The 22,937-nt window shown below is 72.5% G+C and carries 24 protein-coding genes; 12 read left to right on the top strand and 12 right to left on the bottom strand.

Going from position 1 to position 22,937, the window contains the following annotated elements; all coding sequences use genetic code 11:
* Positions 1 to 45 precede the first annotated feature (45 nt).
* The gene (locus tag ACWDN5_RS09610) at positions 46 to 342 is read right to left on the bottom strand and encodes a nuclear transport factor 2 family protein (RefSeq protein WP_310971285.1); all 297 of its coding nucleotides are present in this window, start codon (positions 340 to 342) and stop codon (positions 46 to 48) included.
* 75 nt (positions 343 to 417) lie between these two features.
* On the opposite strand from ACWDN5_RS09610, the gene ACWDN5_RS09605 reads away from it, so the two are divergent.
* Positions 418 to 3,351, top strand: coding sequence for a helix-turn-helix transcriptional regulator (locus ACWDN5_RS09605; protein ID WP_449675804.1), 2,934 nt, complete (start codon positions 418 to 420; stop codon positions 3,349 to 3,351).
* A gap of 2 nt (positions 3,352 to 3,353) precedes the next feature.
* Here the strand turns inward: ACWDN5_RS09605 and ACWDN5_RS09600 are convergent, their stop codons facing one another.
* Complete coding sequence (locus ACWDN5_RS09600; RefSeq protein ID WP_310971287.1) at positions 3,354 to 4,283, bottom strand: hypothetical protein; 930 nt, start codon at positions 4,281 to 4,283, stop codon at positions 3,354 to 3,356.
* A gap of 381 nt (positions 4,284 to 4,664) precedes the next feature.
* On the opposite strand from ACWDN5_RS09600, the gene ACWDN5_RS09595 reads away from it, so the two are divergent.
* The 4 genes from ACWDN5_RS09595 to ACWDN5_RS09580 are packed head-to-tail and all read left to right on the top strand — an operon-like array spanning position 4,665 to position 8,055.
* On the top strand, positions 4,665 to 5,417 hold the full coding sequence (locus ACWDN5_RS09595) for an SDR family oxidoreductase (protein WP_449675803.1): 753 nt from the start codon (positions 4,665 to 4,667) through the stop codon (positions 5,415 to 5,417).
* Complete coding sequence (locus tag ACWDN5_RS09590) at positions 5,414 to 6,472, top strand: phosphotransferase family protein (protein WP_310971289.1); 1,059 nt, start codon at positions 5,414 to 5,416, stop codon at positions 6,470 to 6,472. The genes ACWDN5_RS09595 and ACWDN5_RS09590 overlap by 4 nt, the downstream gene beginning before the upstream one ends.
* Positions 6,472 to 7,128: a histidine phosphatase family protein gene (locus ACWDN5_RS09585; RefSeq protein ID WP_449675802.1), complete on the top strand. Its 657-nt coding sequence runs from the start codon at positions 6,472 to 6,474 to the stop codon at positions 7,126 to 7,128. The genes ACWDN5_RS09590 and ACWDN5_RS09585 overlap by 1 nt, the downstream gene beginning before the upstream one ends.
* Positions 7,129 to 7,137: 9 nt before the next feature.
* Positions 7,138 to 8,055: an SMP-30/gluconolactonase/LRE family protein gene (locus ACWDN5_RS09580; protein ID WP_449675801.1), complete on the top strand. Its 918-nt coding sequence runs from the start codon at positions 7,138 to 7,140 to the stop codon at positions 8,053 to 8,055.
* A 24-nt stretch (positions 8,056 to 8,079) separates the two neighbouring features.
* Here the strand turns inward: ACWDN5_RS09580 and ACWDN5_RS09575 are convergent, their stop codons facing one another.
* Positions 8,080 to 8,307, bottom strand: coding sequence for a hypothetical protein (locus tag ACWDN5_RS09575; protein ID WP_449675841.1), 228 nt, complete (start codon positions 8,305 to 8,307; stop codon positions 8,080 to 8,082).
* Here ACWDN5_RS09575 and ACWDN5_RS09570 point away from each other — a divergent pair.
* The gene (locus ACWDN5_RS09570) at positions 8,243 to 8,386 is read left to right on the top strand and encodes a TetR family transcriptional regulator (RefSeq protein WP_449675839.1); all 144 of its coding nucleotides are present in this window, start codon (positions 8,243 to 8,245) and stop codon (positions 8,384 to 8,386) included. The genes ACWDN5_RS09575 and ACWDN5_RS09570 overlap by 65 nt on opposite strands.
* Here ACWDN5_RS09570 and ACWDN5_RS09565 read toward each other — a convergent pair.
* From ACWDN5_RS09565 to ACWDN5_RS09550, 4 genes are read right to left on the bottom strand one after another with little or no spacing between them, the layout of a single operon-like run.
* Positions 8,338 to 9,165 (bottom strand): enoyl-CoA hydratase family protein, encoded by an 828-nt coding sequence (locus tag ACWDN5_RS09565; protein WP_449675800.1) that lies wholly within the window; start codon positions 9,163 to 9,165, stop codon positions 8,338 to 8,340. The two genes, ACWDN5_RS09570 and ACWDN5_RS09565, sit on opposite strands and share 49 nt — an antisense overlap.
* Positions 9,162 to 9,854 carry an SDR family NAD(P)-dependent oxidoreductase gene (locus ACWDN5_RS09560; RefSeq protein ID WP_310971293.1) on the bottom strand — a complete coding sequence of 231 codons (693 nt, stop codon included), beginning with the start codon at positions 9,852 to 9,854 and terminating at the stop codon, positions 9,162 to 9,164. Before ACWDN5_RS09560 ends, ACWDN5_RS09565 begins: the two co-directional genes overlap by 4 nt.
* A complete protein-coding gene (locus tag ACWDN5_RS09555) occupies positions 9,851 to 11,365 on the bottom strand; it encodes a benzoate-CoA ligase family protein (RefSeq protein ID WP_449675799.1) in 1,515 nt (504 codons plus the stop codon). The genes ACWDN5_RS09560 and ACWDN5_RS09555 overlap by 4 nt, the downstream gene beginning before the upstream one ends.
* Complete coding sequence (locus tag ACWDN5_RS09550; RefSeq protein WP_310971295.1) at positions 11,358 to 12,110, bottom strand: creatininase family protein; 753 nt, start codon at positions 12,108 to 12,110, stop codon at positions 11,358 to 11,360. The genes ACWDN5_RS09555 and ACWDN5_RS09550 overlap by 8 nt, the downstream gene beginning before the upstream one ends.
* A 48-nt stretch (positions 12,111 to 12,158) precedes the next feature.
* Here ACWDN5_RS09550 and ACWDN5_RS09545 point away from each other — a divergent pair, with 48 nt between their 5' ends.
* From ACWDN5_RS09545 to ACWDN5_RS09525, 5 genes are all read left to right on the top strand, one after another.
* Positions 12,159 to 12,974, top strand: coding sequence for a PaaX family transcriptional regulator (locus tag ACWDN5_RS09545; RefSeq protein WP_449675798.1), 816 nt, complete (start codon positions 12,159 to 12,161; stop codon positions 12,972 to 12,974).
* Complete coding sequence (locus ACWDN5_RS09540; RefSeq protein ID WP_310971297.1) at positions 12,971 to 13,765, top strand: tryptophan 2,3-dioxygenase; 795 nt, start codon at positions 12,971 to 12,973, stop codon at positions 13,763 to 13,765. The genes ACWDN5_RS09545 and ACWDN5_RS09540 overlap by 4 nt, the downstream gene beginning before the upstream one ends.
* Entirely contained in the window at positions 13,762 to 14,955 is a 1,194-nt protein-coding gene (locus tag ACWDN5_RS09535; protein WP_449675797.1) for a kynureninase, read from the top strand. Before ACWDN5_RS09540 ends, ACWDN5_RS09535 begins: the two co-directional genes overlap by 4 nt.
* Positions 14,956 to 15,149: 194 nt before the next feature.
* Complete coding sequence (locus ACWDN5_RS09530; RefSeq protein ID WP_449675796.1) at positions 15,150 to 16,223, top strand: Glu/Leu/Phe/Val dehydrogenase dimerization domain-containing protein; 1,074 nt, start codon at positions 15,150 to 15,152, stop codon at positions 16,221 to 16,223.
* The gene (locus ACWDN5_RS09525) at positions 16,220 to 17,029 is read left to right on the top strand and encodes a serine hydrolase (RefSeq protein ID WP_449675795.1); all 810 of its coding nucleotides are present in this window, start codon (positions 16,220 to 16,222) and stop codon (positions 17,027 to 17,029) included. Before ACWDN5_RS09530 ends, ACWDN5_RS09525 begins: the two co-directional genes overlap by 4 nt.
* Here the strand turns inward: ACWDN5_RS09525 and ACWDN5_RS09520 are convergent.
* Together ACWDN5_RS09520 and ACWDN5_RS09515 are read right to left on the bottom strand one after the other, a co-directional pair.
* Positions 17,005 to 17,769 (bottom strand): hypothetical protein, encoded by a 765-nt coding sequence (locus tag ACWDN5_RS09520; RefSeq protein ID WP_449675794.1) that lies wholly within the window; start codon positions 17,767 to 17,769, stop codon positions 17,005 to 17,007. The genes ACWDN5_RS09525 and ACWDN5_RS09520 overlap by 25 nt on opposite strands.
* A gap of 124 nt (positions 17,770 to 17,893) precedes the next feature.
* Entirely contained in the window at positions 17,894 to 18,838 is a 945-nt protein-coding gene (locus ACWDN5_RS09515) for a LysR substrate-binding domain-containing protein (RefSeq protein ID WP_449675793.1), read from the bottom strand.
* 84 nt (positions 18,839 to 18,922) lie between these two features.
* Here ACWDN5_RS09515 and ACWDN5_RS09510 point away from each other — a divergent pair, with 84 nt between their 5' ends.
* Positions 18,923 to 19,855, top strand: coding sequence for an MBL fold metallo-hydrolase (locus ACWDN5_RS09510; RefSeq protein ID WP_449675792.1), 933 nt, complete (start codon positions 18,923 to 18,925; stop codon positions 19,853 to 19,855).
* Here the strand turns inward: ACWDN5_RS09510 and ACWDN5_RS09505 are convergent.
* The 3 genes from ACWDN5_RS09505 to ACWDN5_RS09495 all read right to left on the bottom strand — a co-directional run bounded on the left by ACWDN5_RS09505 (position 19,845) and on the right by ACWDN5_RS09495 (position 22,929).
* Entirely contained in the window at positions 19,845 to 20,954 is a 1,110-nt protein-coding gene (locus ACWDN5_RS09505; protein WP_449675791.1) for a glycosyltransferase 87 family protein, read from the bottom strand. The two genes, ACWDN5_RS09510 and ACWDN5_RS09505, sit on opposite strands and share 11 nt — an antisense overlap.
* Before the next feature lie 101 nt (positions 20,955 to 21,055).
* Positions 21,056 to 21,721 (bottom strand): response regulator, encoded by a 666-nt coding sequence (locus ACWDN5_RS09500; protein WP_449675790.1) that lies wholly within the window; start codon positions 21,719 to 21,721, stop codon positions 21,056 to 21,058.
* The gene (locus ACWDN5_RS09495; protein WP_449675789.1) at positions 21,718 to 22,929 is read right to left on the bottom strand and encodes a sensor histidine kinase; all 1,212 of its coding nucleotides are present in this window, start codon (positions 22,927 to 22,929) and stop codon (positions 21,718 to 21,720) included. Before ACWDN5_RS09495 ends, ACWDN5_RS09500 begins: the two co-directional genes overlap by 4 nt.
* Positions 22,930 to 22,937 lie beyond the last annotated feature (8 nt).

The following is a 22,937-nucleotide window of genomic DNA, read 5'->3' as shown; positions in this document are numbered from 1 at the left end:
TCGCCTCGGGCCGGGGGCTTCGCCACCCGGACCCCCGCAAAGCGGTCATGACCCGCGTTGCACGTTGACGATCCGCCAGCGCCCGTCCCGGCGCTCGGCGACCACCGTGCAGGCGACGCCGTCGCGGTGCCCGGTCGCGACGCCGACCGACGGCGTCACCTGCAGGCGCGTCCAGCGGAACGCGCCCGCGGGGACGCGGCCGGGCCAGCCGGCCTTGCCGAGCACGCGCCCGGCCGGGCCGTCGCCGCGGAAGCCGTCGGCGAGCAGCGGCGCCAAGGCCTCGGTGTCGCCGTCCGCGTCGGCGTCCCGCCAGCGGGCCAGCAGTTCCTCGAACGTCTCCACGATCCGAAGGTCGCAGGCGCGCCCGTGCGCAACATCGGCCACCTGGCCGAGATCCGCTGGCAGACTGGCCGGGTCATGACTGCGACGAAACTCCTCCCGGCGGGCACGGTCACGATCCTCTGCGCCGGCGACGCCGCCCCGGCCGTCTTCACGACCCCGGCCGAGGCGCTCGCGGCGCTGACCGGCGGCCCGGCGGCGGTGCACACCGGCGACGTGCTGATCCGCGACGACGGCACGCCCACCGGCCCGGCCGTGCGCCGCTGCGAACAGCTGCGCGCGCTGGCGGACGAGGGCCGGATCCTGGTGTCGGCCCGCGCCGCGGCGGGTCTCGGGGACGCCGTGCCGCTGCACGACCTCGGCGTCCACCGCCTGCCGGACCTCACCGCGCCCGAGCGCGTCTTCGAGCTCGGCGGGACACCCGGGCCGCTGCGCTCGCTCGACGCCGTCCCGAACAACCTCCCGGTGCAGCTGACCGGCTTCGTCGGCCGCGACACCGAGGTCGCCGAAGTCCGGCGGCTGCTCGCCGGGACGCGCCTGGTGACCCTCTCCGGCCCCGGCGGCAGCGGCAAGACGCGGCTGGCCGCGCAGGTCGCGGCCGGTGGCGAGTGGCCCGACGGCGTCTGGTGGGTGGAGCTCGACGCCGTCACCGACGTCGCCGAGCGGGTCGCCGCGACGCTCGGCGTCCCGGTGGAACCCCAGGTCGGGGCAGCCCGCTCGGTCTCGACGGACCTGCGCGACCGGCGGGTGCTGCTCTGCCTCGACAACTGCGAGCACGTCCTCGACGGCGCCGCCGAGGTCGCGGTCGAGCTGCTGCGGTCCTGCCCCGAGGTCGCGGTGCTGACGACCAGCCGGGAGCCGCTGGACGTGCCGGGGGAGACGGTGTGGCGGGTGCCGCCGCTGGCCGTCGGGGACGCCGTCGCGCTGTTCGTCGAGCGCGCGGGCGCGGTCCGGCCGCTGTTCACCTTGGACGCCTCCAGCGCGGCCGCCGTCCGGTCGATCTGCACCCGGCTCGACGGCATCCCCCTGGCCGTCGAACTGGCCGCGGCGTGGCTGGGAACGCTGACCCCGCACCAGATCGACGCCGGCCTCGACAACCGGTTCGCTTTGCTGACGCGTGGCCCGCGCGGGGTGCCGGCGCGGCAGCGGACCCTCGAAGGCTCGATCGCGTGGAGCCACGACCAGCTCGACGCGCAGGACCGGGCGGTGTTCCGGCGGCTCGCGGTGTTCGCCGGCGGGTTCACCTTGGCCGCGGCGGGCGGCCCGGCGGTGCTGCCCGCGCTCGGCCGGCTCGTCGACAAGTCCTTGGTCCTGGCCGAAGACGGCCGCTACCGGCTGCTGGAAACGCTCCGCGAGTACGCGGCCGCCCGGCTGGCCGAGGCGGGGGAGACCGACGCCGTCCGCGACCGCCACCTCGACCACTACCTGGCCCTGGCCGAAGCCGCCGAGCCCGACCTCGACCGCGACAAGGACGCCTGGCGGGCCCGGGTGGAGCCCGAGCGCGACAACCTGCGCGCGGCGCTGGAATGGGGACTGGCCCAGGAAGATCCCGCGCGGGGCCGCCGGCTCGCGGCCGCCGTCGCGTGGTTGTGGAACCTGCACGGCCGCGGCCACGAGGGCCTGGCGTACCTCAGGCGCGCGGTGGCGCGCTGCCCGGACGCCCGGACGCCGGTGCAGGCCCGGCTGCTGACCGGGATGGGCCTGGTGGCGGACACGACCGCCCCGTTCGACCTCGAAGCGGCGCGGCAGGGCCTGGACCTGGCCACCGAACTCGGCGAAGCGGACCTGCGCGCGAGGTGCCTCGCCCTGACGGCGCTCGGTCACCTGTACACGGATTTGGACACCGCCTGGGACCTCGCCGTCGAAGCCGGGCGGGAGACCGACGGGTTCGCGCGGGACAGTGCGTTGATGCTGCGCGGAATCATCCGGACCATCCGCGACCGCCACGACGAAGCGGCGCCCCTGCTCGCCGAGGCGGCTCAGGGGCTCCTCCGGCGCGGCGACCGCGGGCTCGCCTCGACCGTCCTCAGTGTGCAGTCGGCGAGCGCGCTGGCGGCGGCGGACCTACCGCGGGCGCGTTCGCTTGCGCTGCAGGCCGTCGACGTCGCCGCACCGTTGCGGGACTTCCACCGCGTCAACACGACGTTGTGCTGCTTGGCAAGGGTGCACTGCGCGGCGGGGGACGTCGACGCGGGCTTCCGGGTGATGGAGCCGTTCCTGCGGCTGCTCGAGACGGCGGGCGACGCCTTCGTGCCGGGGATGGCGAATGTGCTGGGGCAGCTGCATTGGCGGCGGGGCGGGTTCGAGGAGGCGTTGCGCTGGTTCGAGCGCGAAGCCGTGCCCGGGACGTACATGGCGGCGCAGGGGCTGCCGGAACGCGGGGCGCTTCTGCGTCGGCTCGGCCGGCTCGACGAGGCCGCGGAGGTCCTGGACACGGCCGTCGAGCTCGCTCGGCGCTGGTCGCTGCCGTCGCCGTTGGCGGACGCCCTGGACGAGCAGGGGCACCTGGCGGAGCCGGCGCAGGCAGCCGAGCTGCACTACGAAGCGCTGAGCCTCCGCCTCGACCACGGCCTCCGGCTGGGTGTCCTGGCCAGCCTGGACGCGCTGACGGCGTTGTTCGCGCGCAGTGGCCGTGAGGCCGACGCCGCGCGGGTGTTCGTGTCGGCTTCGCAGGCCCGGGCCGAGCTGGGCGTCCCGCGGCGGCCGTTCGAGCAGGCGGAGCTGGACGTGTTCGGGACGGCGTCGTCGCCGATGGGCCTCGACGACGTGGTGGCGTTCGTCCGCCGGACCCGGGGCTCGCGCGGCCGCCCGTCGAGCGGCTGGGGCAGTCTGACGCCGACGGAGCTCGAGGTGGTGAAGCTGGCGGCGGAGGGGTGCACCAACCCGGAGATCGGAGCGCGGCTGTTCATGAGCCGCGGCACGGTGAAGACCCATCTGGCGCATGTGTACGCGAAGCTGGGCATCGCGAACCGCACGGAGCTGGCCACCGTCGCGGCGGCCCGCCTGGGCTGAAGTCAGTCCCAGTCGATGCCGAAAACCCCCGGCCCGAAGTCGAACGTCACCGCGTGCACGCCGTCCGCCCCGTCCAGCTTCAACGCCCGCCGCGCCAACGTCCCGTCCGCTCCGTTGCGCGAGTACTGCCAGCAACGCTCCGGCGCCGTTCCCCGCGCGAAGCGGACCTCCAGCAAGTACTCGCGCACCGGGCGGCGGAACTCGCGGTAGTGCGTGTTGCGGCACTCCGGGTACGGCGGGCCGCTGTTGGTCAGCGTGTACTCGATCAGGTGGGTCTCGCCGCGGTTGATCGGCTGGTCGAAGAGAAGTTCCGTGACGAGGAGGCCGTGGGCCTCGTCGATCTCCGCGCGGCCGATCCGGCAGTTGCGCACCGCGTGCAGCTCCGGGACGCCCGCGGCCGGGTCGTCCTGGGTGTACACCAGCAGCCAGCGGTCCTGGCCGTCCGCGGCCGACTGGAACACCGCGCGGGCCGTCACCGCGCGCTGGCCGCCGTCCTCGGCGATCTCGCACAGGTCGTGCAGGCCGACCATCTTCAGCGGCTGCTGGCGGTCGAGCGCGTGCGGCGCGCCCACCTTCTCCAGCAACGGCTGCAACACCTCGCGCGGGAACGACAACGGCTCGCCGCCGGCCTGGCGCTTGCCGGCGCCGCCGCGGGGGCGGGGCGGGGGCAGCAGCCCGAGCAGGGAACCGGCGGGGACGTCGAGGATTTCTTCCAGCGTGCGCACCGCCGAAAGCGAACTCTGCCGCTCCGGCTGTCTCTTGCCCGATTGCCAATAACTGAGGGCCGTCACGCTGACGACGACACCGCGGGCTCGCAGCCGCGCCTGGATCCGGTCGAGCGAGAGCCCGCTGGTGGCGATGGCCGCGCGCAGCCGGATGGCGAATTCGGTGCGCCCGTTCTCCTGGCCGTCACCCACCGTGCTGCCCGCCATCGCTGAAATCCCGACCCGCCCCATGCCGTCCCCCGACGATCCCCGACACGGAGCACGTTAGCAGTTTTCCACGCGGTCTCCGCCCCCCTCTTCGGCCGTGCCGCCGGGGCCGCCACTCGGGCGAACGGGCTAGTACTGGCAACTGTGAACCATTGCCCCGGCCTGGGCCGACGCGCTTGTATGACTTGCCTGCGCCGGTGGCACCGCCTCCCCCTCACGGCCCACCCGGGCGCAGGTGTGACCGGCCGCGCGAGCGGTTCCGGCTCCGGTTCACCCGGCCGAGTTGTGCGACCGGCCGAGGTGACCGCGCGATGACCGGTGGCCCGGCGACGCCCCCAGCGCCGGGCCACCGGTCTTGTTACCAGCGGGTAGGCTCCCCTCATGGTCCTCCGGCAGAACATCCTCATCACCGGCGCGAGCAGCGGGCTGGGCGAAGGCATGGCCCGCCAGTTCGCGGCGAAGGGGCGCAACCTCGCGCTGTGCGCCCGGCGCACCGAACGGCTCGAGAAGCTGGCCGCCGAGCTGACCGGGGCGCACCCGGGGATCAAGGTCGTCACGCGCACCCTCGACGTCACCGACCACGACCGCGTGTTCGCCGTCTTCGAGGAGTTCCGCGCCGACCTCGGGTCCCTCGACCGGGTGATTGTGAACGCCGGGCTCGGGAAGGGGCAGCGGGTCGGCACCGGGCGGTTCGATGCCAACCGCCAGACCCTCGAGGTCAACTTCGTCGCGGCTGCCGCCCAGATCGAGGCCGCCGCGGGGATCTTCCGTGAGCAGGGCGCCGGCCACCTCGCCGTCATCTCCTCGTTCAGCGCCCTTCGCCCGTTCCCGGGCAAGCTGACCGCGTACGCCGCGTCGAAGGCCGGGATCTCGGCGTTCGTCGACGGCACCCGGATCGAGCTGAAGCGCCAGGGCATCGCCGTCACCGACGTGCGGCCCGGCTACATCGAGTCGGAGATGAACGACCGGATCGGCCGGAACCCGTTGCTGGCCAAGGCCGGCACCGGCGCCCGAGCGCTGGCCAAGGCGATCGAGGCCGAGCGCGCCCGGGCCTACGTCCCGGCGTGGCCGTGGGTGCCGCTGAGCGTCGTCATGCGCGTGGTGCCGGCCGCGCTGCTGCGGAAGTTCTCGTGAACGCCCCGGTCGAGGTCCGCGCGGAGGACGCCTTCGACGCGGGCGCGGTGCACGCCTGGCTGAGCGCGAAGGTCGAGGGCCTCGGCGACGAGCCGCCGCACGTCCGGCAGTTCCCCGGCGGCGCGTCCAACCTGACGTACCTGCTGACGTACCCGGACCGGGAGCTGATCCTGCGCCGCCCGCCCGCCGGGCACAAAGCGGCCTCGGCGCACGACATGCGGCGCGAGTACCGCGTCCAGCACGCGCTGAAGCCCGTCTTCCCGTACGTGCCGCGGATGGTGGCGTTCGGCGACGACCCGGCCGTGCTCGGCGGCGACTTCTACGTCATGGAGAAGCTGGACGGCCTGATCCTGCGCGGCGACCTGCCGCCGGGGATGACGCTGACGCCGGAGCAGGCGCGCGAGCTGTCCGGCAAGGTCGTCGACCGGCTGGTCGACCTGCACGCCGTCGACGTCGGAAAGGCCGGTCTCGCCGACCTCGGCAAGGGCGCCGGGTACGTCGAGCGGCAGATCCGCGGCTGGTCGGAGCGGTACGTCGCGGCGCGCACGGACAACGTCGGCGACTTCGCCGAAGTGCGCGCGTGGCTGGCCGCGAACCAGCCCGGTGAGGTCAAGATCTGCTTGATCCACAACGACTACCGGCTCGACAACCTGGTCTTGGACGGCCCGGCGACGCTGAACATCACCGGCGTCCTCGACTGGGAGATGGCCACCCTCGGTGACCCGCTGATGGAGCTGGGCAGCATGCTGGCCTACTGGGTCCAGGCCGGCGACGACGGCGTCATGCACACGAGCCGCCGCCAGCCGACCCACCTGCCCGGCATGTTCACCCGCGAGGAGTTCGTCGCGCGCTACGCCGAGAAGACCGGGCTGGCGGTCGGCGACTGGCGGTTCTACGAGGTCTACGGCCTGTTCCGGCTCGCCGCGGTGCTGCAGCAGCTGTACCGCCGGTACCACGACGGCGCCACCCGCAACCCGGCGTTCAAGGACTTCTGGCAGTTCGTCAACTACCTCGACTGGCGCTGCCGCGAGATCATCGCGAAGGGGAGCGTGTAGTGGGCGCGATCTACCTGGTCCGGCACGGGCAGGCGTCCTTCGGCGCGGCGGACTACGACGCGCTGTCCCCGCGCGGCTTCGAACAGTCCACTGTGGTCGGTGCGGAACTGGTGCGGCGCGGGGTGGTCTTCAGCCAGGTCCGGTCCGGCTCGCTGGCCCGGCAGCGCGACACCGCGGCGACGGCGCTGAAGGTGCTCGGCAGCGACGTCCCGGTGGTCGAGGACCCGCGCTGGAACGAGTACGACCACGTCGACATCGCGCTGCACCACGCCGGCGGGGCGCCGCAGGAGGATTCGCGGGCCTACCAGGGCGTCCTGGACGCGGCCCTGGCGGCGTGGACGTCGGCGGGTGCCGGCGGCCCGTGCGCCGAGACCTGGCCCGCGTTCCTCGCCCGGTGCCGGGAAGCGCTGGCCGACCTGGTGGCGTCGCTGGGCAAGGGCGAGCACGCCGTGGTGTTCACCTCCGGCGGCGTGATCGCGACGATCTGCGGTGCCCTGCTGGGGACGCCCGAAGCCGGGCTGCTCAAGCTCAACCGCGTCACGGTCAACGGCGGGATCACCAAGCTGGTGTCCGGCCGCGGCGGCGTCACGATGCTGTCCTTCAACGAGCACCCGCACTTCGAGGCGGACGCGGCCTCGTTGCTCACCTATCGCTAGGAGGCACCGATGCGGTTCGGCGAGGTCACGCTGTACCCGGTGAACGGCCACGGCCCGGAGGACGTCGTCGTCGACGCCGAGGGCCGGATCTACACCGGCGTCGACGACGGCCGGATCCTGCGCCTGTCGCCGGACGGCCGGCGCATCGACGTCGTCGCCGACACCGGCGGCCGCCCGCTCGGGCTGGAGCTGTACGGCGAAGACGAGCTGCTGGTCTGCGACGCGCGGGCCGGCCTGCTGGTGGTCCCGCTGGCGGGCGGTTCGCCCTCGGTGCTGGCCACTTCGGCGCTGGGCCTGGACTTCGTGTTCTGCAACAACGCGGCGGTGGCGTCCGACGGGACGATCTACTTCACGGATTCCTCCCGCCGCTTCGGCATCGACAACTGGCGCGACGACCTGATCGAGCAGACGGCGGGCGGCCGCCTGCTGCGCCGCTCCGCGGACGGCGCGATCGACCTGCTGCTCGACGGCCTCCAGTTCGCGAACGGCGTCGCGCTGGCCCCGGACGAGTCCTTCGTGGCGGTGGCGGAGACGGGCGCGTGCCGCGTGTCGAGGGTGTGGCTTTCCGACGGCCGCACGGACGTCTACGTCGACGGCCTGTGGGGCTTCCCGGACAACATCTCGACGGGCACGGACGGGCTGATCTGGATCACCCAGGCGTCCCCGAAGGTGGCGGCACTGGACGTGGTGCGCCGGCTGCCGGCGTTCCTGCGGGCGGGGGTCCGCCGGTTGCCGACGTCGCTGCAGCCCAGCCCGGGGCGGGAGGTGGGTGTCCTGGGGGTCGCACCGGACGGGAAGGTCGTGCGGGAGCTGCGCGGCGAGATCGACGGGTTCCACATGCTGGTGGGCGTCCGCGAGTGGCAGGGGCAGCTCTACTTCGGGTCGTTGGAGGAGTCGGCGATCGCGGTGACGCCGGCCGTCGGGTGACGCCGAGCAACGTCCGGATCGGGGTCACCGCGGGACGGTTTCGCCGTGCCGGTCCAGGAACCGCAGCCCGGGCCCCTTCGCGGACTCGAGGACGTCGACGACCGCCGGGATGCTTTCCGCGGGGTCCAGCGGGGCGTCCGGGCCGCCGAAGCGGGTCCGGTTGTGGCCGGGATCGATGAGCAGCTTGGTGTGCGAGCACGGGTTCGCCGCGCTGACGGTCGAGGCGATCGCGCGGCGGGCCGGCGTCGCCAAGCAGACGAGCTGCTCAGGCCTTGAGCGGGCTCAGCGGCCCGTCCAGCGCGGCTCCCGCCCCGCGGTCCAGGCCGCGTAGAACTCCTTGTGGTCCTTCGCCGTCATCAGCAGCGCCTGGGTGATCGCCTCCAGCTCGATCGCAGAACCCAGGTCCATGTCCAGCTCGCGGGTCAGCAGCACCTTCGTCGTCGCGTAAGCGAGCGCCGGGCCGTCGGCCAGCCGGCGCGCCAGCGCCAAAGCCTCAGAGGCCAGCGAAGCATCGGGAACCACCTGCGAAGCCAACCCGATCTCCGAAGCCCGCGATGCCGTCACCTTGTCGCCCAGCATCAGCAGCTCCGTCGCGCGGCCCAGGCCGACCAGCCGCGGCAACAGATAAGCCGACCCCATGTCCGCCCCGGCCAAACCCACCTTCGTGAACAGGAACGCGAACTTCGCCGACTCCGCCAGCAGCCGGAAGTCGCTCGCCAGCGCGATCACCGAGCCCGCGCCCGCCGCCACGCCGTTCACCGCCGCGATCACCGGGATCGGGCACTCGCGCAGGGCCTTCACCACCGCGCCCGTCATGCGGGTGAACTCCAGCAGCTCCGCCGTCTCGAACTTCTGCAGCTCGCCGATGATCTCCTCGACGTCACCGCCCGAACAGAACCCGCGGCCTTCGCCCGTGATCACCAGCACCCGGACGTCCTCGTGCTGCGGGAGCTCGATGACCAGGTCCCGCAGGTCCGCGTACACGTCGAACGTCAGCGCGTTGAGCTTCGAAGGACGCGTGAACGTCACCGTGGCCACCCCGTCGGACACGGCGAAGGCGAAGTGCTCCCACTCACGGGTCAGCGGGGCAGTGGCACGGAACGGGCTCATGACTGGATTCCTCCGCCGTCGAGTACGAGGGTCTGGCCGTTGATCGCGGCGGCTTCCGGGGCCGCCAGGAAGGACACCGCGAACGCCACTTCGGCCGGCTCCAGCAGCCGGCCCAGCGGGGACGCCGCCGCCAGTGCCGCTTCCGCGTCCGAAGTGGACCGTCCGGAGCGGGCGACGATCCGCTCCACCGAGGTCGCCGTCATGTCGGTGCGGACGAACGCCGGGCACACCGCGTTCGCCGTGACGCCGGTGCCGGTCAGCTCCGCCGCCACCGCGCGCATGAGGCCCACCGCCGCGTGCTTCGACGCCGTGTACCCCGCCGTGTAGCGGTAGCCGACGTGCGAAGCCGTCGACGCCACCGTGACGATCCGGCCGCGGTCGCGCGACCGCATTCCGGCCAGCACCGCGCGCGTGCAAAGGAACGCTCCTGTTGCGTTCACCTCGAACTGCGACTGCCAGTCGGCCAGCGAAGTCCGGGCGACCGGCGCGCTGGAGGAAATGCCGGCGTTGTTGACCAGCACGTCCACCGGGCCTGCCGAAGCGAAGTACTCGGCCACGGCTTCCTCGGAGGTGACGTCGCAGTCCGCGCGGCCGGGCGCCAGCACGGTGTCCCCGGCCGCGCGGAACCGGTCGGCGATCGCCGCGCCGATGCCGCGGGTGCCGCCGGTGACCACGACCAGGCGGCTCACGGGCGGGCCGCCAGCGCGCGCCGGTCGAGCTTCCCGTTGGCGGTGCGGGGGAGTTCCGGCATGAAGACCACCTCGCGGGGGTACTTGTGCTTGGCCAGGTGGGCTTTCGCGTGGTTCTTGAGCTCGTCGGCCGACACCGGGGACCGCACCACGACGTACGCGCGCGGGACGACCAGGCCGTCGGCCTCGTGCCCGACCACCGCGCAGTCGACCACGGCGGCGTGCCCGAGCAGGCAGTCCTCGATTTCGCCGGGCGCGACGAACACGCCACCGACCTTGAGCAGCGCGTCGGCCCGGCCGTGGTGGCGGAAGTACCCGTCCGGATCGCGGCTGAAGAGGTCGCCGGAGGTGAGCGTGTCGCCGTCGAACGTCCGCGCCGACTTCTCCGGATCGCCGTAGTACTCCAAGGCGATCGTCGGTCCGGTCACCCGCAGCGGCCCGATTTCCCCGTCCGGCAACGGTTCCCCGAGTTCGTCGACGACCTGCGCGGTGTACCCCGGCACCTCCGTGCCCAGCGTGCCGGCGCGAGCTCGCCCGGGCCGGTTCGACAGGTAGATGTGGTACGCCTCGGACGAGCCGATCCCGTCCACCACCGGCACGCCGAAGGCCGCGTCCCACCTGCGGTGCAGCTCCGGCGGCAGCGCCTCGCCCGCCGACGTCGCCATCCGCAGGCAGCTCAGGTCCTGCTCCGAAGCCGCCGGGTGGGCGACCATCGCGCTCATCATCGTCGGCACGTTGACCAGGACCGTCGGCCGATGGCGGGCGATCAGCTCGAACACCAGGTCCGCGGTGCTGCGCTCGGGAAACGCGATACCGGCGGCGCCGACGCCGAACGGGAACAGCGCCACCAGATCACGCGCGTAGCCGAAGAACAGCTTCGGCACGGCCAGGACCTTGTCGTCCTCCCGCAGGCCGAGCACCTGGACGGCGTACCGTTCGAAGCTCTCCAGCGGGCTGCGCAGGGGGTGCACGCACGCCTTGGGCGCGCCGGTGCTGCCGGTGGTGAACTTCCAGATCCCGACGTCGTCCACAGTGGTCGGTGCCGCTTCGAGGGTGTCCGGCGCCGCGTCGACGAGTGTCCGGAAAGGACGTTCGCCGGGGCGCAGCTCCGCCGAGGGGACGCCGGTCACCAGGAGGTTCCGGGCCCCCGCTTCGCGCAGTGCGGGCAGCGTGACGGCGTCCGCGAGCACCACCACGGCCTCGGTGTAGCCGAGGTAGTACGCGTAGTCCTTGGGTTGCAGGAACGGGTAGACCTCGGCGGTCACCGCGCCGATCTTCTGCGCGCCGTACCAGGCCGCGACGAACTCGTCGCCGTCGCTCAGCGCCAGCAGCACCCGCTGTCCACGGCGGACACCGGCGTCGAGCAGCACGTTCCCGACGCGGTTCGCCAACGCCGCCAGCGCCGCGTAGCTGACCGAACGGTCCCCGACGTACAGCGCGGTCCGGTCACCCCGGCCGGAAGCCACGTGCCGGTCGAGGAAGTGCGTGGCGAGGTTGAACGGCTCACTCACGGGCCAGCTCCCGGATCGCTTCCACCAGCAGGTCGGTCAACGTCGAAAAGGTCTCCGCGCCCTCTTCCGCGGTCGCCTCGGCGGGCCGGCCGCAGTAGGCGTCCGACATCCCCATGGCGAGGAAGCCCCCGTCTTCGGGCGCCGAAGCAAGGCTCACGGGTACGTGCGGCAGCGTCCGCATCAGCGCCTGGTCCACCAGCTCGGGCCGGTCGGCGAGCACCAGCGACGTCTCGTACCGCCCGGCGTGGCACTCGCCGGACCGGAACTCGTCGGTCAGCCGCTCCGCGTGCCGCCGCCGGACCAGGTCGAGCAGGGCGGCACGCCCGTCGTAGGCGAAGTTCAGCGTCTCCACCGCCCGCCGCAGGGTGACCAGGTGCGCGGGCTCGAAGTGGTTGTTGACCAGCAGGATCCGCCGCAGTCGCCGGCCGATCAGCGAAGCCCCGATGTCCACGAGCAGCGAGTGCAGCGTCTCCTCGCCGATGTGGATGCCGCCGGCGAACCCGGCCGCGAACCGCGTCACGCCGTAGGGGATTTCGGGCAGGACCAGGACGTGCACTTCGGAATCGGCGGCCAGGCGGGAAGCCGCGCGCTCGCACATCCCGCGCGAGATCAGCGGGTCCGTGCCCAGCGGCGCGTGCGGGCCGTGCGGCTCGATCGCGCCCAGCGGAAGCAGCAGCACCGGGACGCGGTCGTCGTCCGGCAGCGCCGCCACCTGCGGCGAGGTGAGGTCCGCGAAGTACGTCACGCAAATCAAGCTACACCGCAGCGGCCTGGGGTGTATAGAGTTGCGCCCGTGACTGCCGATGCCTTCGAAACCGGCCCTCAGGAGCTGGTCGTGACGTTGCTGGGCAGCTACGTCCACCCGCGCGAGACCCGCCGGGTGTGGTCGGGCGGCCTGGTCGCGGTGCTCGCCGAGCTGGGCTTCTCCGACGGCGCCGCCCGGATCGCGCTCACCCGCCTGGTGCGCCGCGGCCTCCTGCGGCGTCACCGCGAAGGCCGCACCGTGCACTACTCGCTGACCCGGCGCACCATCGCGCTGCTCGCCGACGGCGACCAGCGGATCTTCTCCCTCGGCCGCCGCGAGCGCGCCGCGGGCGAGTGGACCGTGCTGTGGCAGAGCATCCCGGAGAGCCGCCGCCAGGCCAGGGAGCGCCTGGTCCGGCGGCTGCGGTTCCTCGGGTTCGGGCCGTACTCCGACGGCACCTGGATCGCCCCGCACGACCGCGAGGCCGAGGTCGTCGCCCTGCTCGGCGAACTCGACGTCACCGAGCACGCCGGGCTGCTGCTCGGCCGCCCGTCGGCCGCCATCGACGTCCGCCGGTTCGCCGGCCGGGCCTGGGACCTCGACGACCTGGCCGCGCGGTACGCCGCGTTCGTCGGCCAGTTCGGCGGGTACGCGGGGAAGGAGATCTCCGACGCCGAGGCCTTCGAGGTGCGCACCCGCCTGGTGCACACCTTCCGCATGTTCCCGTCGCTCGACCCGGAACTGCCCGCCGGCCTGGTGCCGGCCCCGGACCGCCGGGCCGCGGCGGTCGAGCTGTTCCACGATCTGTACACCGCGCTCGCGCAGCCCGCGCAGCGCCATTTCGACGAGGTGACCAAGGGATGACCGAACCCAGCCAAGCGACCCAGGAAGCCCTGAGCTACACCTCGTACCTCGGGCTCGACGAAGTGCTGAACGCGCAGCGCCTGCGTTCCGACGAGCACGACGAGCTGTTGTTCATCGTGATCCACCAGGTGTACGAGCTGTGGTTCAAGCAGATCCTGCACGAAGCCGCCTTCCTCCAGGCGAACCTGGAAAAGGGCAACACCGCGCACGCCATCCGGACCCTGCGCCGGATCCTCACCATCCTCAAGGTCGCCGTCGCGCAGATCGACGTGCTGGAAACCATGACGCCCAGCCAGTTCACCAGTTTCCGCGCCCGTTTGGACGCTTCGAGCGGCTTCCAGTCGGCCCAGTTCCGCGAGCTTGAGGCGGTGCTCGGCCGTCGCGACGAGCGCGTGTTCGCGCACTACCCCGAGGACGGCGAGCAGCGGAAACGCATTGCCGAAGCGATGGCGCGACCGTCCTTGTTCGACTCTTTTCTCGCGTACCTCAAGGTTTCTGGCTATGCGGTCGAGTGTGACCGAGACGTCACTCGACCGGTGGAGCCGTCCCCGGCCCTGCAGGCGATATTGCTGGACGTGTACAGCGACGACGGGGGACCCTCGGTCGTCGCCGAATGTCTGGTGGATCTCGACGAAGGGATGCAGGAGTGGCGCTACCGGCACGTGAAGATGGTCGAACGCACCATCGGCGACAAGACCGGGACGGGAGGATCATCCGGCGCGACTTACCTGCGTACCACGCTTTTCCAGCCGATGTTCCCGGATCTCTGGGCCGTACGGAGCCGACTGTGACCACTTTGGACGACCTGCGCGCGGACGCCAACAGCCTCGCCGCGCACTACACCCGGTTCGCGGTGGCCGACCGCCTCCTGCTCTCCGGGCACTCGCACCAGGCCTGGCCGGACGTCGCCGAGGAGGGGCTCCTGGAGTCCTTCGCGGACGCCGCCTGGGACGCCGACGGCAAATGGGAGCGTGCCTTCGCGAAGGCGGACCAGCTGCGCGCGGGCTTCCGCCTGCTGCTCGGCGACCCGCACGGCGAGTACGCGCTCGGCGCGAGCACCCACGACCTGGTGCTGCGCTTCCTCTCGGCGATGGAGCTGCCGCGGCGGCCGCGCCTGGTCACCACCGACGGCGAGTTCCACACCCTCCGCCGTCAGCTCGCCCGCCTCGAAGAGGAGGGCGTCGAGGTGGTGCGGGTGCCGCTCGAGCCGGTGGCGACGCTCGCCGAGCGGGTCGCCGGCGAGGTCGACGGCAACACCGCCGCCGTGCTCGTCTCGGCCGTGCTGTTCGAGACGTCGAGGCTGGTCCCCGGCCTGGCGCACCTCGCCGACGTCTGCCGCGGCCGGTCGATCGAGCTCGTCGTCGACGCCTACCACGCGCTCGGCGTCGTCCCGTTCGCGCTGCACGACCTCGGGCTCACCAACGCCTGGGTGCTCGGCGGCGGCTACAAGTACCTGCAGCTGGGCGAGGGCAACTGCTTCCTGCGGCTGCCCGCGCACGCCCAGGAGCTGCGGCCGGTGATCACCGGCTGGTACGCCGAGTTCGGCGCCCTCGCCGACGACCGCCACCCCGGCCGGGTGCCCTACGCCACCGGCGGCGACCGGTTCGCCGGCGCCACCTACGACCCGGCCAGCCACTACCGCGGCGTCCGGGTCCAGCGGTTCTTCGCCGAGCACGGGCTCACCCCGGAGTTCCTGCGGGAGGTGTCCCAGCACCAGGTGGGCCTGCTCGCGGAGGTGTTCGACAAGCTCGGGTTGCCGGAGGACGTCGTCACCCGCGACCGCGAGACGCCGCTCGGGTTGCTCGGCGGGTTCCTCGCGCTGCGCTGCGCCGACGCCGCCGGGCTGCAGACGGCACTGGCCGCGCACGGCGTGCGCACCGACAGCCGCGGCTCCCACCTGCGCTTCGGCCCGGCGCCGTACCTCTCCGACACCCAGCTGGAGACGGCGATGGGCACGCTCGCCACGGTGGTGCGCGGCTGAGCCAGGGGCCCCTGTTTTCCGTGCTACCGGTCCGTATGGCGGGACCTGCACTGGTCCGGCGGACGGTGAAGATCTAGGTTGGTGCCGGGACCCGGCCGAGTGGCGGACGACCTCCGCCCGGCGCCGGTTCCCGGCCACCCTCACGCGCGTCCCGGCCACGAAACCGGGCGCGGATGACAAAGGAGTCACCACCCGTGACCGAAGGAGTGTTCGCCCGGGGCACCGGGCACGAACAAGTCGTGTACTGCCACGACCAGGCCAGCGGCCTCCAGGCCATCATCGGCATCTACTCCACCGCGCTCGGCCCCGCCTTGGGCGGGACGCGCTTCCACCCCTACGCCACCGAAGCCGACGCGCTCGACGACGTCCTCGCGCTGTCCAAGGGCATGGCGTACAAGAACGCGCTGGCCGGGCTCGACCTCGGCGGCGGCAAGGCCGTCATCATCGGCGACCCGAAGACGCTCAAGTCCGAAGCGCTGCTGCGCGCGTACGGGCGTTTCGTGCAGTCACTGGGCGGCCGCTACATCACGGCGTGCGACGTGGGCACGTACGTGCAGGACATGGACGTCGTGGCCCGCGAGTGCCGGTACGTCACCGGCCGCTCGCCCGAGGACGGCGGCGCGGGCGACTCGTCCGTGCTCACCGCGTTCGGCGTCTTCCAGGGCATGCGGGCCTCGGCCGAGCACGTCTGGGGCAGCCCGGACCTGGCCGGCAAGCGCGTCGGCGTCGCGGGGGTCGGCAAGGTCGGCCACATCCTCGTCGGGCACCTCGTCGAGGCGGGCGCGCAGGTGACGATCACCGACGTCTACGCCCCGGCGATCTCCCGCACGCTCGAGATCTACCCCTCCGTGCAGGTGGCGTCCGATGTGGACACCCTGCTGCGCGCCGAGCTGGACGTCTTCGCGCCGTGTGCGCTGGGCGGTGTCCTGAACGACGAAACGGTGCCGGTGCTCGGCGCCCGCATCGTCTGCGGCGCGGCGAACAACCAGCTCGCGCACGCGGGCATCGACAAGCAGCTCGCCGACCGCGGCGTCCTGTACGCCCCGGACTACCTGGTGAACGCGGGCGGCGTGATCCAGGTCGACGACGAGCGCCACGGCTTCGACTTCGAGCGCGCCAAGCGCAAGACGACGGCCATCTTCGACACGACGAAGGCGGTGTTCGCACTGGCCGAGACGGACGGCGTACCCCCGGCCACGGCGGCCGACCGCCTCGCCGAGCGCCGGATGGCCGAAGTCGGGCGGCTGCGGTCCATCCTGACCGTGTGAGTCTTCCCGGGTTCTTCGAGGCGGCGGGCGTGCGGGGCTTCCTGCACGCCCGCCGCCTCGGTTCGTCCGAATCGGTGGGCGTGGACGCCGACTCGCCGGTGGTGCTGGCGTCGGTGGTGAAGGTGCCCCTGGCGTATGAATTCGCCCGGCAGGTCGCGGCCGGGCTGCTGGATCCGGCCGACCGGGTGCAGGCGTCAGCGGCGGACCGCCTGGGCGGCACGGGATCGGCGGGGTTCGCCGACGACGTTTCCTACAGCCTGCGGGACGCGGCGCTGCTGGCGCTGACGGTGTCCGACAACACGGCCGCGGACCTGCTGTTCGACCGCGTCGGGGTGGAGAACGTCCGGTCGCTGCTGACGGAGCTGGGCTTGACGCGCACGACGGTGCTCGGCGCGCCACGGGACGTGCTGCGCACGATCATCGAGGACACTGCGGCGGGCCGCCTGCTGCGGGCGCTGGATCCACTGCGGACGTCCGCGACCACGCCGCGCGAGATGACGGCGCTGCTGGCGGCGATCTGGGCGGACGAGGTGGGTGCGCCGGTCCGCGAGTGGATGTCCGCGCAGGTCAGCTGGCACCGGCTGACCGCGGGGTTCCCGCCGGAGGTCGCGGTGGCGGGCAAGACGGGCACGATGCCGGGAATCCGCAACGAAATCGGCGTCGCAACCTATCCGGACGGCGCCGCGTACGCGGTCGCGGTGTTCACGACGGGCGGCGCGGAGACACTGCGGCGCCCGGACATCGACCGCGCGATCGGCGACGCGGCCCGGGCGGCGGTCGATCAGTTGCGCTCGAGGTTCGCCTGATACGGTTCTGTCGCGTCTGGACCGGTCTTTGTCAAAAACATGCCGTCAACTCCCCCTCTCGTTGAGAAATAATTCAGCTCGTAGCAGCTGCACGACAGGAACAACCTTGTTTTGCCGAATCCCAACACGTTCTTGTCGATATGCAGTGTGGCCGAGTAGTCCTCGGCGTAGCCGGATTGGCCTTTCAGGGTTATGTTTCGCCATTTCACTTCCAGTGTGTCGGCGGACGTCCTTTTCATGCAATCCAGGGTGGCCCAATCGGCACCGTCGTTGAAATCGATGATCCTGAAGTCGTCGTAAGTACTCGCGAATGCCGCTTTGACATCCACGGGAATCTCCTCGCTCGGCGTGCACCTGTTCGGCTGCAGGCCATCCCAGAGGTAATTGCGAACGAGGGTGTTGATGTGTTGCCGTTCCCCGGGAATCTCGGACTCGAGGTGGGCAAATTTCTGGATGACGGCGGCCCGCGTGACTGCGTTCCCGGATGATAACTGGCCGTAGGCGTTGGCCAGGGCTGTTTCCTCCTGACTCTGTGCTGCAAGCTGAGCTTGCCATTGGCTAGTCTGAGCCTGCTGCTGACCTGTCATGGCATTATTTGCAGTGAACCACAACGTCACGACGGCGGCGAATGACGCAAGCCGCATCCATCCCTCCCAGACGGCGAACTTGTTCAGGGAGGCAACGACTCGAGTCGTCCGTCGCGCGGGTGGTCGACGGGCCTTCCGGGTCGTGGTCTTCATGCGTCGCAAACCGGCTTTGGGAACGTTGATGGGTCTCGACGTAATGATTCGTCGTTCTCGCGATAGGGAGCTCACCATGGCGGCATAATGGCAGGCGTGGCCGTGGAACCTGGGTCGCGGTCGATCAGCTGCGCTCGTAGAACACGTCCCACGGCCGGGCCGCCTGCGGCTCCGGCGCCGGCCGCGAGACACCGTCGTGCCGGAGGACTTCGGCCGCGACCTCGGCCAGCTTCGCCGCCTGCGGGTGCGGGGTGGTCGAGGGCCACGCGAAGGCCATCCGGGTCCGCAGCACCTCGCCTTCGAGCGGCCGCCACACCACCCGCGGCTCCTTGCGGGCGCCGGGTTCGAAGGCCACGCCGTGCCCGGCCAGGACCAGACCGAGCACGAATTCGGGGTTGCGGGCGTGCCGGATCGCGGCCGGGCGGAAGCCGTGGTCCCAGCACGTGCGCAGCAACGTGTCGTAGCTTCCCGGCGCGGCCGCGCGCGGGGCGTGGACCAGGCCTTCCCCGGCCAGGTCGGCGAGGGTCAGCCGGGCGCGGAGGGCGAGCGGCGAGTCGCGGGGGAGCAGCACGCCCAGCGGGGTGTCGACGACCGGGCCGAGCTCGAGCCCGGCCGCGTCCACCGGCAGCTGCAGCAGGCCGGCGTCGAGGGCGCGGTCGGCGAGCAGCCGGGCCTGTTCGGCGGTGGTGAGTTCCTGCAGGTCCAGCCGGACGGCCGGACACTGCTCGGCGAACTTCGTCAGGATCGCGGCCAGCACCCGGCCGGGCAGGTCCGGGGGTACGCCCGCGCGCAGGCTGTCCAGCTCCCCGCGTTCGGCCTTCGCGACGAGCGCCGTCATGCGATCCCACCGGGAGAGCAGGTCCCGGGCTTCGGCACGCAGCACCTCGCCGGCTTCGGTGAGGGTGACGCGGCGGCCGCGCTCGAACAGCCTCGCGCCCAGCTCGGCTTCGAGCCGCTTGATGCGCTGGCTCAACGGCGGCTGCGCCATCCCGAGCCGTTCGGCGGCCCGTCCGAAGTGGAGTTCTTCGGCGACGACGAGGAAGTACCGCAGCGAGCGAAGGTGGTCCACGCTGCGACGATAGCCGTTCGCGTATCAATAGGGCGGTGTCGTGATCTTGGACAGCGCCGGGTGCTTCGTGGTCGGGTGTCCGCCATGGACACAGGAATCAGCAGGCGCGGGCTGTTCGGCGCGGGCGCCGCGGCGGCGGCCGTGCTCGCGGGCGCTCCGGCGGTCGCCCGCGCGGCTTGGGCTGCCACGATGACGTTGCGCTGGTGGGGGAACAACGGCTGGGAGATCCGCATCGGCCCGAAGACGGTCCTCATCGACCCGTGGCTGACCCGGTTCAAGACCGGCACGTACACCCCGGCGGGCGCGGATCCCCGGACGCCGCTCTCGGTGAACCGGGCCCTGATCGACGGCTACCTCGACCGCGGTTTCCTTCGGGCCGACCACATCCTGGTGACGCACGGCCACTACGACCACCTGACGGACGTCCCGTACCTGGCAAAACGCACCGGAGCCACGGTCATCGGCACCGAGACGCATTTGAGTCTCATGGCCGCGTTGGGCGCTCCGGAGGACCAGCTGTCGATCGCGACGGGCGGCGAGGACCTGACGTTCGACGGCTACTCGATCCGGGTGCTGCGGTCCCTGCATTCGGCCACGGGAACCCGCGCCCAGGTGGCGTTCCCGGGCACCCGGCCCCTGTCCCGCCGTGATCGGCCGCGGGTGATCTCCGACCTGCTGGAGGGCGGCACGCTGGCGTACCTGGTGTCCGGCGGTGGGGCGAGCGTGCTGGACTTCGGCGGTTCGAACTACGTGGAGTCCGAGCTGGCGGGGCTGCGTCCGGACGTGGTCCTGCTCCCGCCGGGCGGGGCGAAGGTCCGGGAGTACGCCCCGAGGCTGCTGCGGACGGTGGGCCATCCGCGCTGGGTGGCGGCAACGCACTGGGACGACTTCGACCTGCCGCTGGGCCAGGCTCACGATCCGAACGGCGGGCTCGAGACGCTGCGGAAGGCGGTAGCGGCGGCGAGCCCGCGCAGCGAGTTCGTGGTCCTGGACCACCTCGGCGAGTTCACACCGTAGTCGGGGCCCGGCGGAGGGCTGTCACGACGAGCGCCACGCCCGCGACGACGGCGACCAGCAGGTAGGCGTTGCCGATGATCGCCTGCCCGGTGGTCCAGGCCCGTTCCCGGCCTTGGCCGCCGGGCACCACCGCCACGGTCCAGCCGGTGAACACCACCGCGACGAGCAGCGCGGACCACCGGCGGCCGGTGGCGAGCAGGTACCCGAGCGCGGGCGCGATCCACACCCAGTGGTGCGTCCAGGAAATCGGGCTCACCAGCAGCCCGCACCCGGCGGTGACCAGCAACGCCCCGCCGTCGTCGCCCGCCCGGTGCCGCCATCGGACGACGATCGCCGCACCCACCACGAGCAGGACCGTGACCGCGAGCGGCCACGCCTGCCCGGGGAGCGTCCGTGCCGCGAAGCCGGCCCACGACTGGTTGCCCACCCAGCCCTTCATCTGCGCGAAGTGGTCGTTGAACAGGGCGGACGTCCAATACCGTGCCGAATCGCCGGGCAGCAGCACGGCGCCGAGCGCGGTGGCCCCGCCGAAGGTGCCGAGAGCGCGGAGCGCGTCCGCCCGGCGGCCGGTCAGCAGCAGGTGCCCGACGAAGATCAGCGGGACCAGCTTGACCGCGGCCGCGAGACCGATGAGGACGCCGCCCGCCGAGCCACGCCGGCGCAGCACATCGGTGACCACGAGCGCCATCAGCACCAGGTTGAGCTGGCCCAGCCCGACGGTCTGCCACACCGGCTGGAGGGCGAACGCGGCGGCCGGTGCCGCCGCCCCCGGTGCGTACGGGCGCAGGGCCAGCACCAGTGCGGGTGCCGCGGTCATCGCGACCAGGCCCCAGCACCACGGCACGGGCAGCGCCGCGAACGGCGTGAACAGCAGCGCCGCGAACGGCGGGTAGGTGAACGGCAGCTCCGGCGCCCAGCCGGGCAGCGCCGACAGGTGCCCGTAGAGGGGTTCCCCGCGCAGCACGGCGATCCCGCCGGCGCGGTACACCGCGGAATCCACGCCGAGCGGGCGGCCGAGCACCCACCACGACACCGCGACGAGCGCAAAGGCCGCCGTCACCGTCAACGCCACGATCACCGTGCGCCGCTCGATCCCCATGGCGCCACGATGATCGGTCTCGCGCGCCCGGTCGTCGTGCCGGAGTGCCGTCTTCCGGTGGTACCCGGGTAGGGCCGCCGCGCCCGGGTGCTACCCCGGTACTACCGGCCGGGCACCACGATGCCCGCTTCGTAGGCGGCCACGACCGCCTGCGCCCGGTCGCGCGCGCCGAGCTTGCCGAACACCCGGCTGACGTGGGTCTTCGCGGTCTGCTCGGCGATCACCAGCGCGTCGGCGATCTCCGCGTTGGACAGTCCTTTCGCGACCAGGCGGAGGACTTCGGTCTCCCGCTCGGTCAAGCCTGCGATCCCGGAGCCGCTCCGGGAGCCGGTCTCGGCGGACCGGCCGCGGACGGCGAACTCGCCGATGAGCCTGCGCGTGACCGAAGGCGCGAACAGGGCATTGCCCGCCGCGACCACCCGCACCGCGACGACCAGGTCGTCCAGCGGCGCGTCCTTGAGCAGGAACCCGCTGGCGCCCGCGCGAAGCGCACCGTAGACGTACTCGTCGATGTCGAAGGTCGTCAGCATCAGCACGCGGACGTCACCGCTCGAACCGAGGATGCGGCGGGCCGCTTCCAGACCGCCCATGCCGGGCATCCGGACGTCCATCAGCACGACGTCCGGGGAGAGCTCCGCGCAGCGCGTCACGGCTTCGACCCCGTCCGCGGCCTCGCCCGCCACCCGGATGTCGTCCTGGGCGTCGAGGACGGCGCGGAAACTCTGCCGGACCATGGTCTGGTCGTCGGCGACGAGCACGGAAATCACACGTCCTCCTGGTGGTCCAGCGGCAGGTCCGCGACGACCTCGAACCCGCCGTCGGCCGTGGGTCCGGCCACCAGCGTGCCACCGAGCATCGCGGTCCGCTCCCGCATGCCGAGCAGCCCGTGCCCGGTGGTCCCCGCCGCCCGGGCGGGACCACCCGGGGTGTTGCGCACCGCCGCGTGCACGGAACCGGCGCCGACCCGCAGTTCCAGCTCGATCGCCGCCCCCGGCGCGTGCCGGACCGCGTTGCTCAACGCCTCCTGCACGATCCGGTAGGCGGACAACGCGACGCCCGCCGGGAGCGCGTCGAAGTCACCATGCACCCGCACGGTGCAGACGGCCCCGAGCGCACGCACCCGCTCCACCAGCTCGGCCACCCGGCTGGCACCGGGCTGCGGCGCCACCGGCCCGGCGGTGCTTTCGGTCCGCAGCACGCCGAGCAGCCGCCGCATCTCGACCATGCCTTCCCGCGCGGTCCCGGTCAGCTCGGCGAACTCGGTGCGCAGGTCGTCCGGCAGGCCGGGGAAGCGGTAGCGCGCGGAATCGGCGCGCAGCGCGAGCACGGACATGTGGTGGGCGACCACGTCGTGCAGCTCCCGGGCGATGCGCGCGCGTTCCTCGAGGACGGCGGCCCTCGTCTCCTCCGCCGCCCGCCGCCGCTGCTGCTCGGCGCTTTCCCGTTCGGCGACCCGCCGCTGCCGCACCGCGTTGCCGCCGAGCAGCAGCGCGGTCATCAAGGCCACCAGCAACGCCAGGTCCCGCCAGTCGCCGACCCAGACGGCCATCGCGGCGGCCGACACCACGCCGACCACGACCAGGACCGCCTGCGCGTGGGCCGCCGCGACCAGGAACCAGACCAGCGCGGCCGTCAGCGCCAGACCCGGTGACCACGGCCAGCCCCACACCCGCGGCAAAGCCGGGTACGCCACCGGCGTGGCCAGGATCAGGACGAGGAGAAGCCGCCACGCCCACAACGGCGAACGGACGGCGACGAGCGCGGGTACCACCGTCGCCGCCACCAGCCCGAACGCGAGCGGGGCGGCCGTTCCCCCGGGCGTCGTCTGGCTCGCCAGGAACCCGCCCCAGAGGCCGATGCCCACCACGGCGACGGCCCGCAGCCGGGCCAGGCCGGCCGACCGCGCCCGGACATCGGGCCGGACCCCGGCGTAGCCGGTGTGCCGGACGACCCGCCACGCCTCGTCCCACCGCACCCGGCCCA

The organism is Amycolatopsis sp. NPDC003731, assembly GCF_053586895.1.
This window is presented reverse-complemented; position numbering and strand designations above follow the sequence as displayed.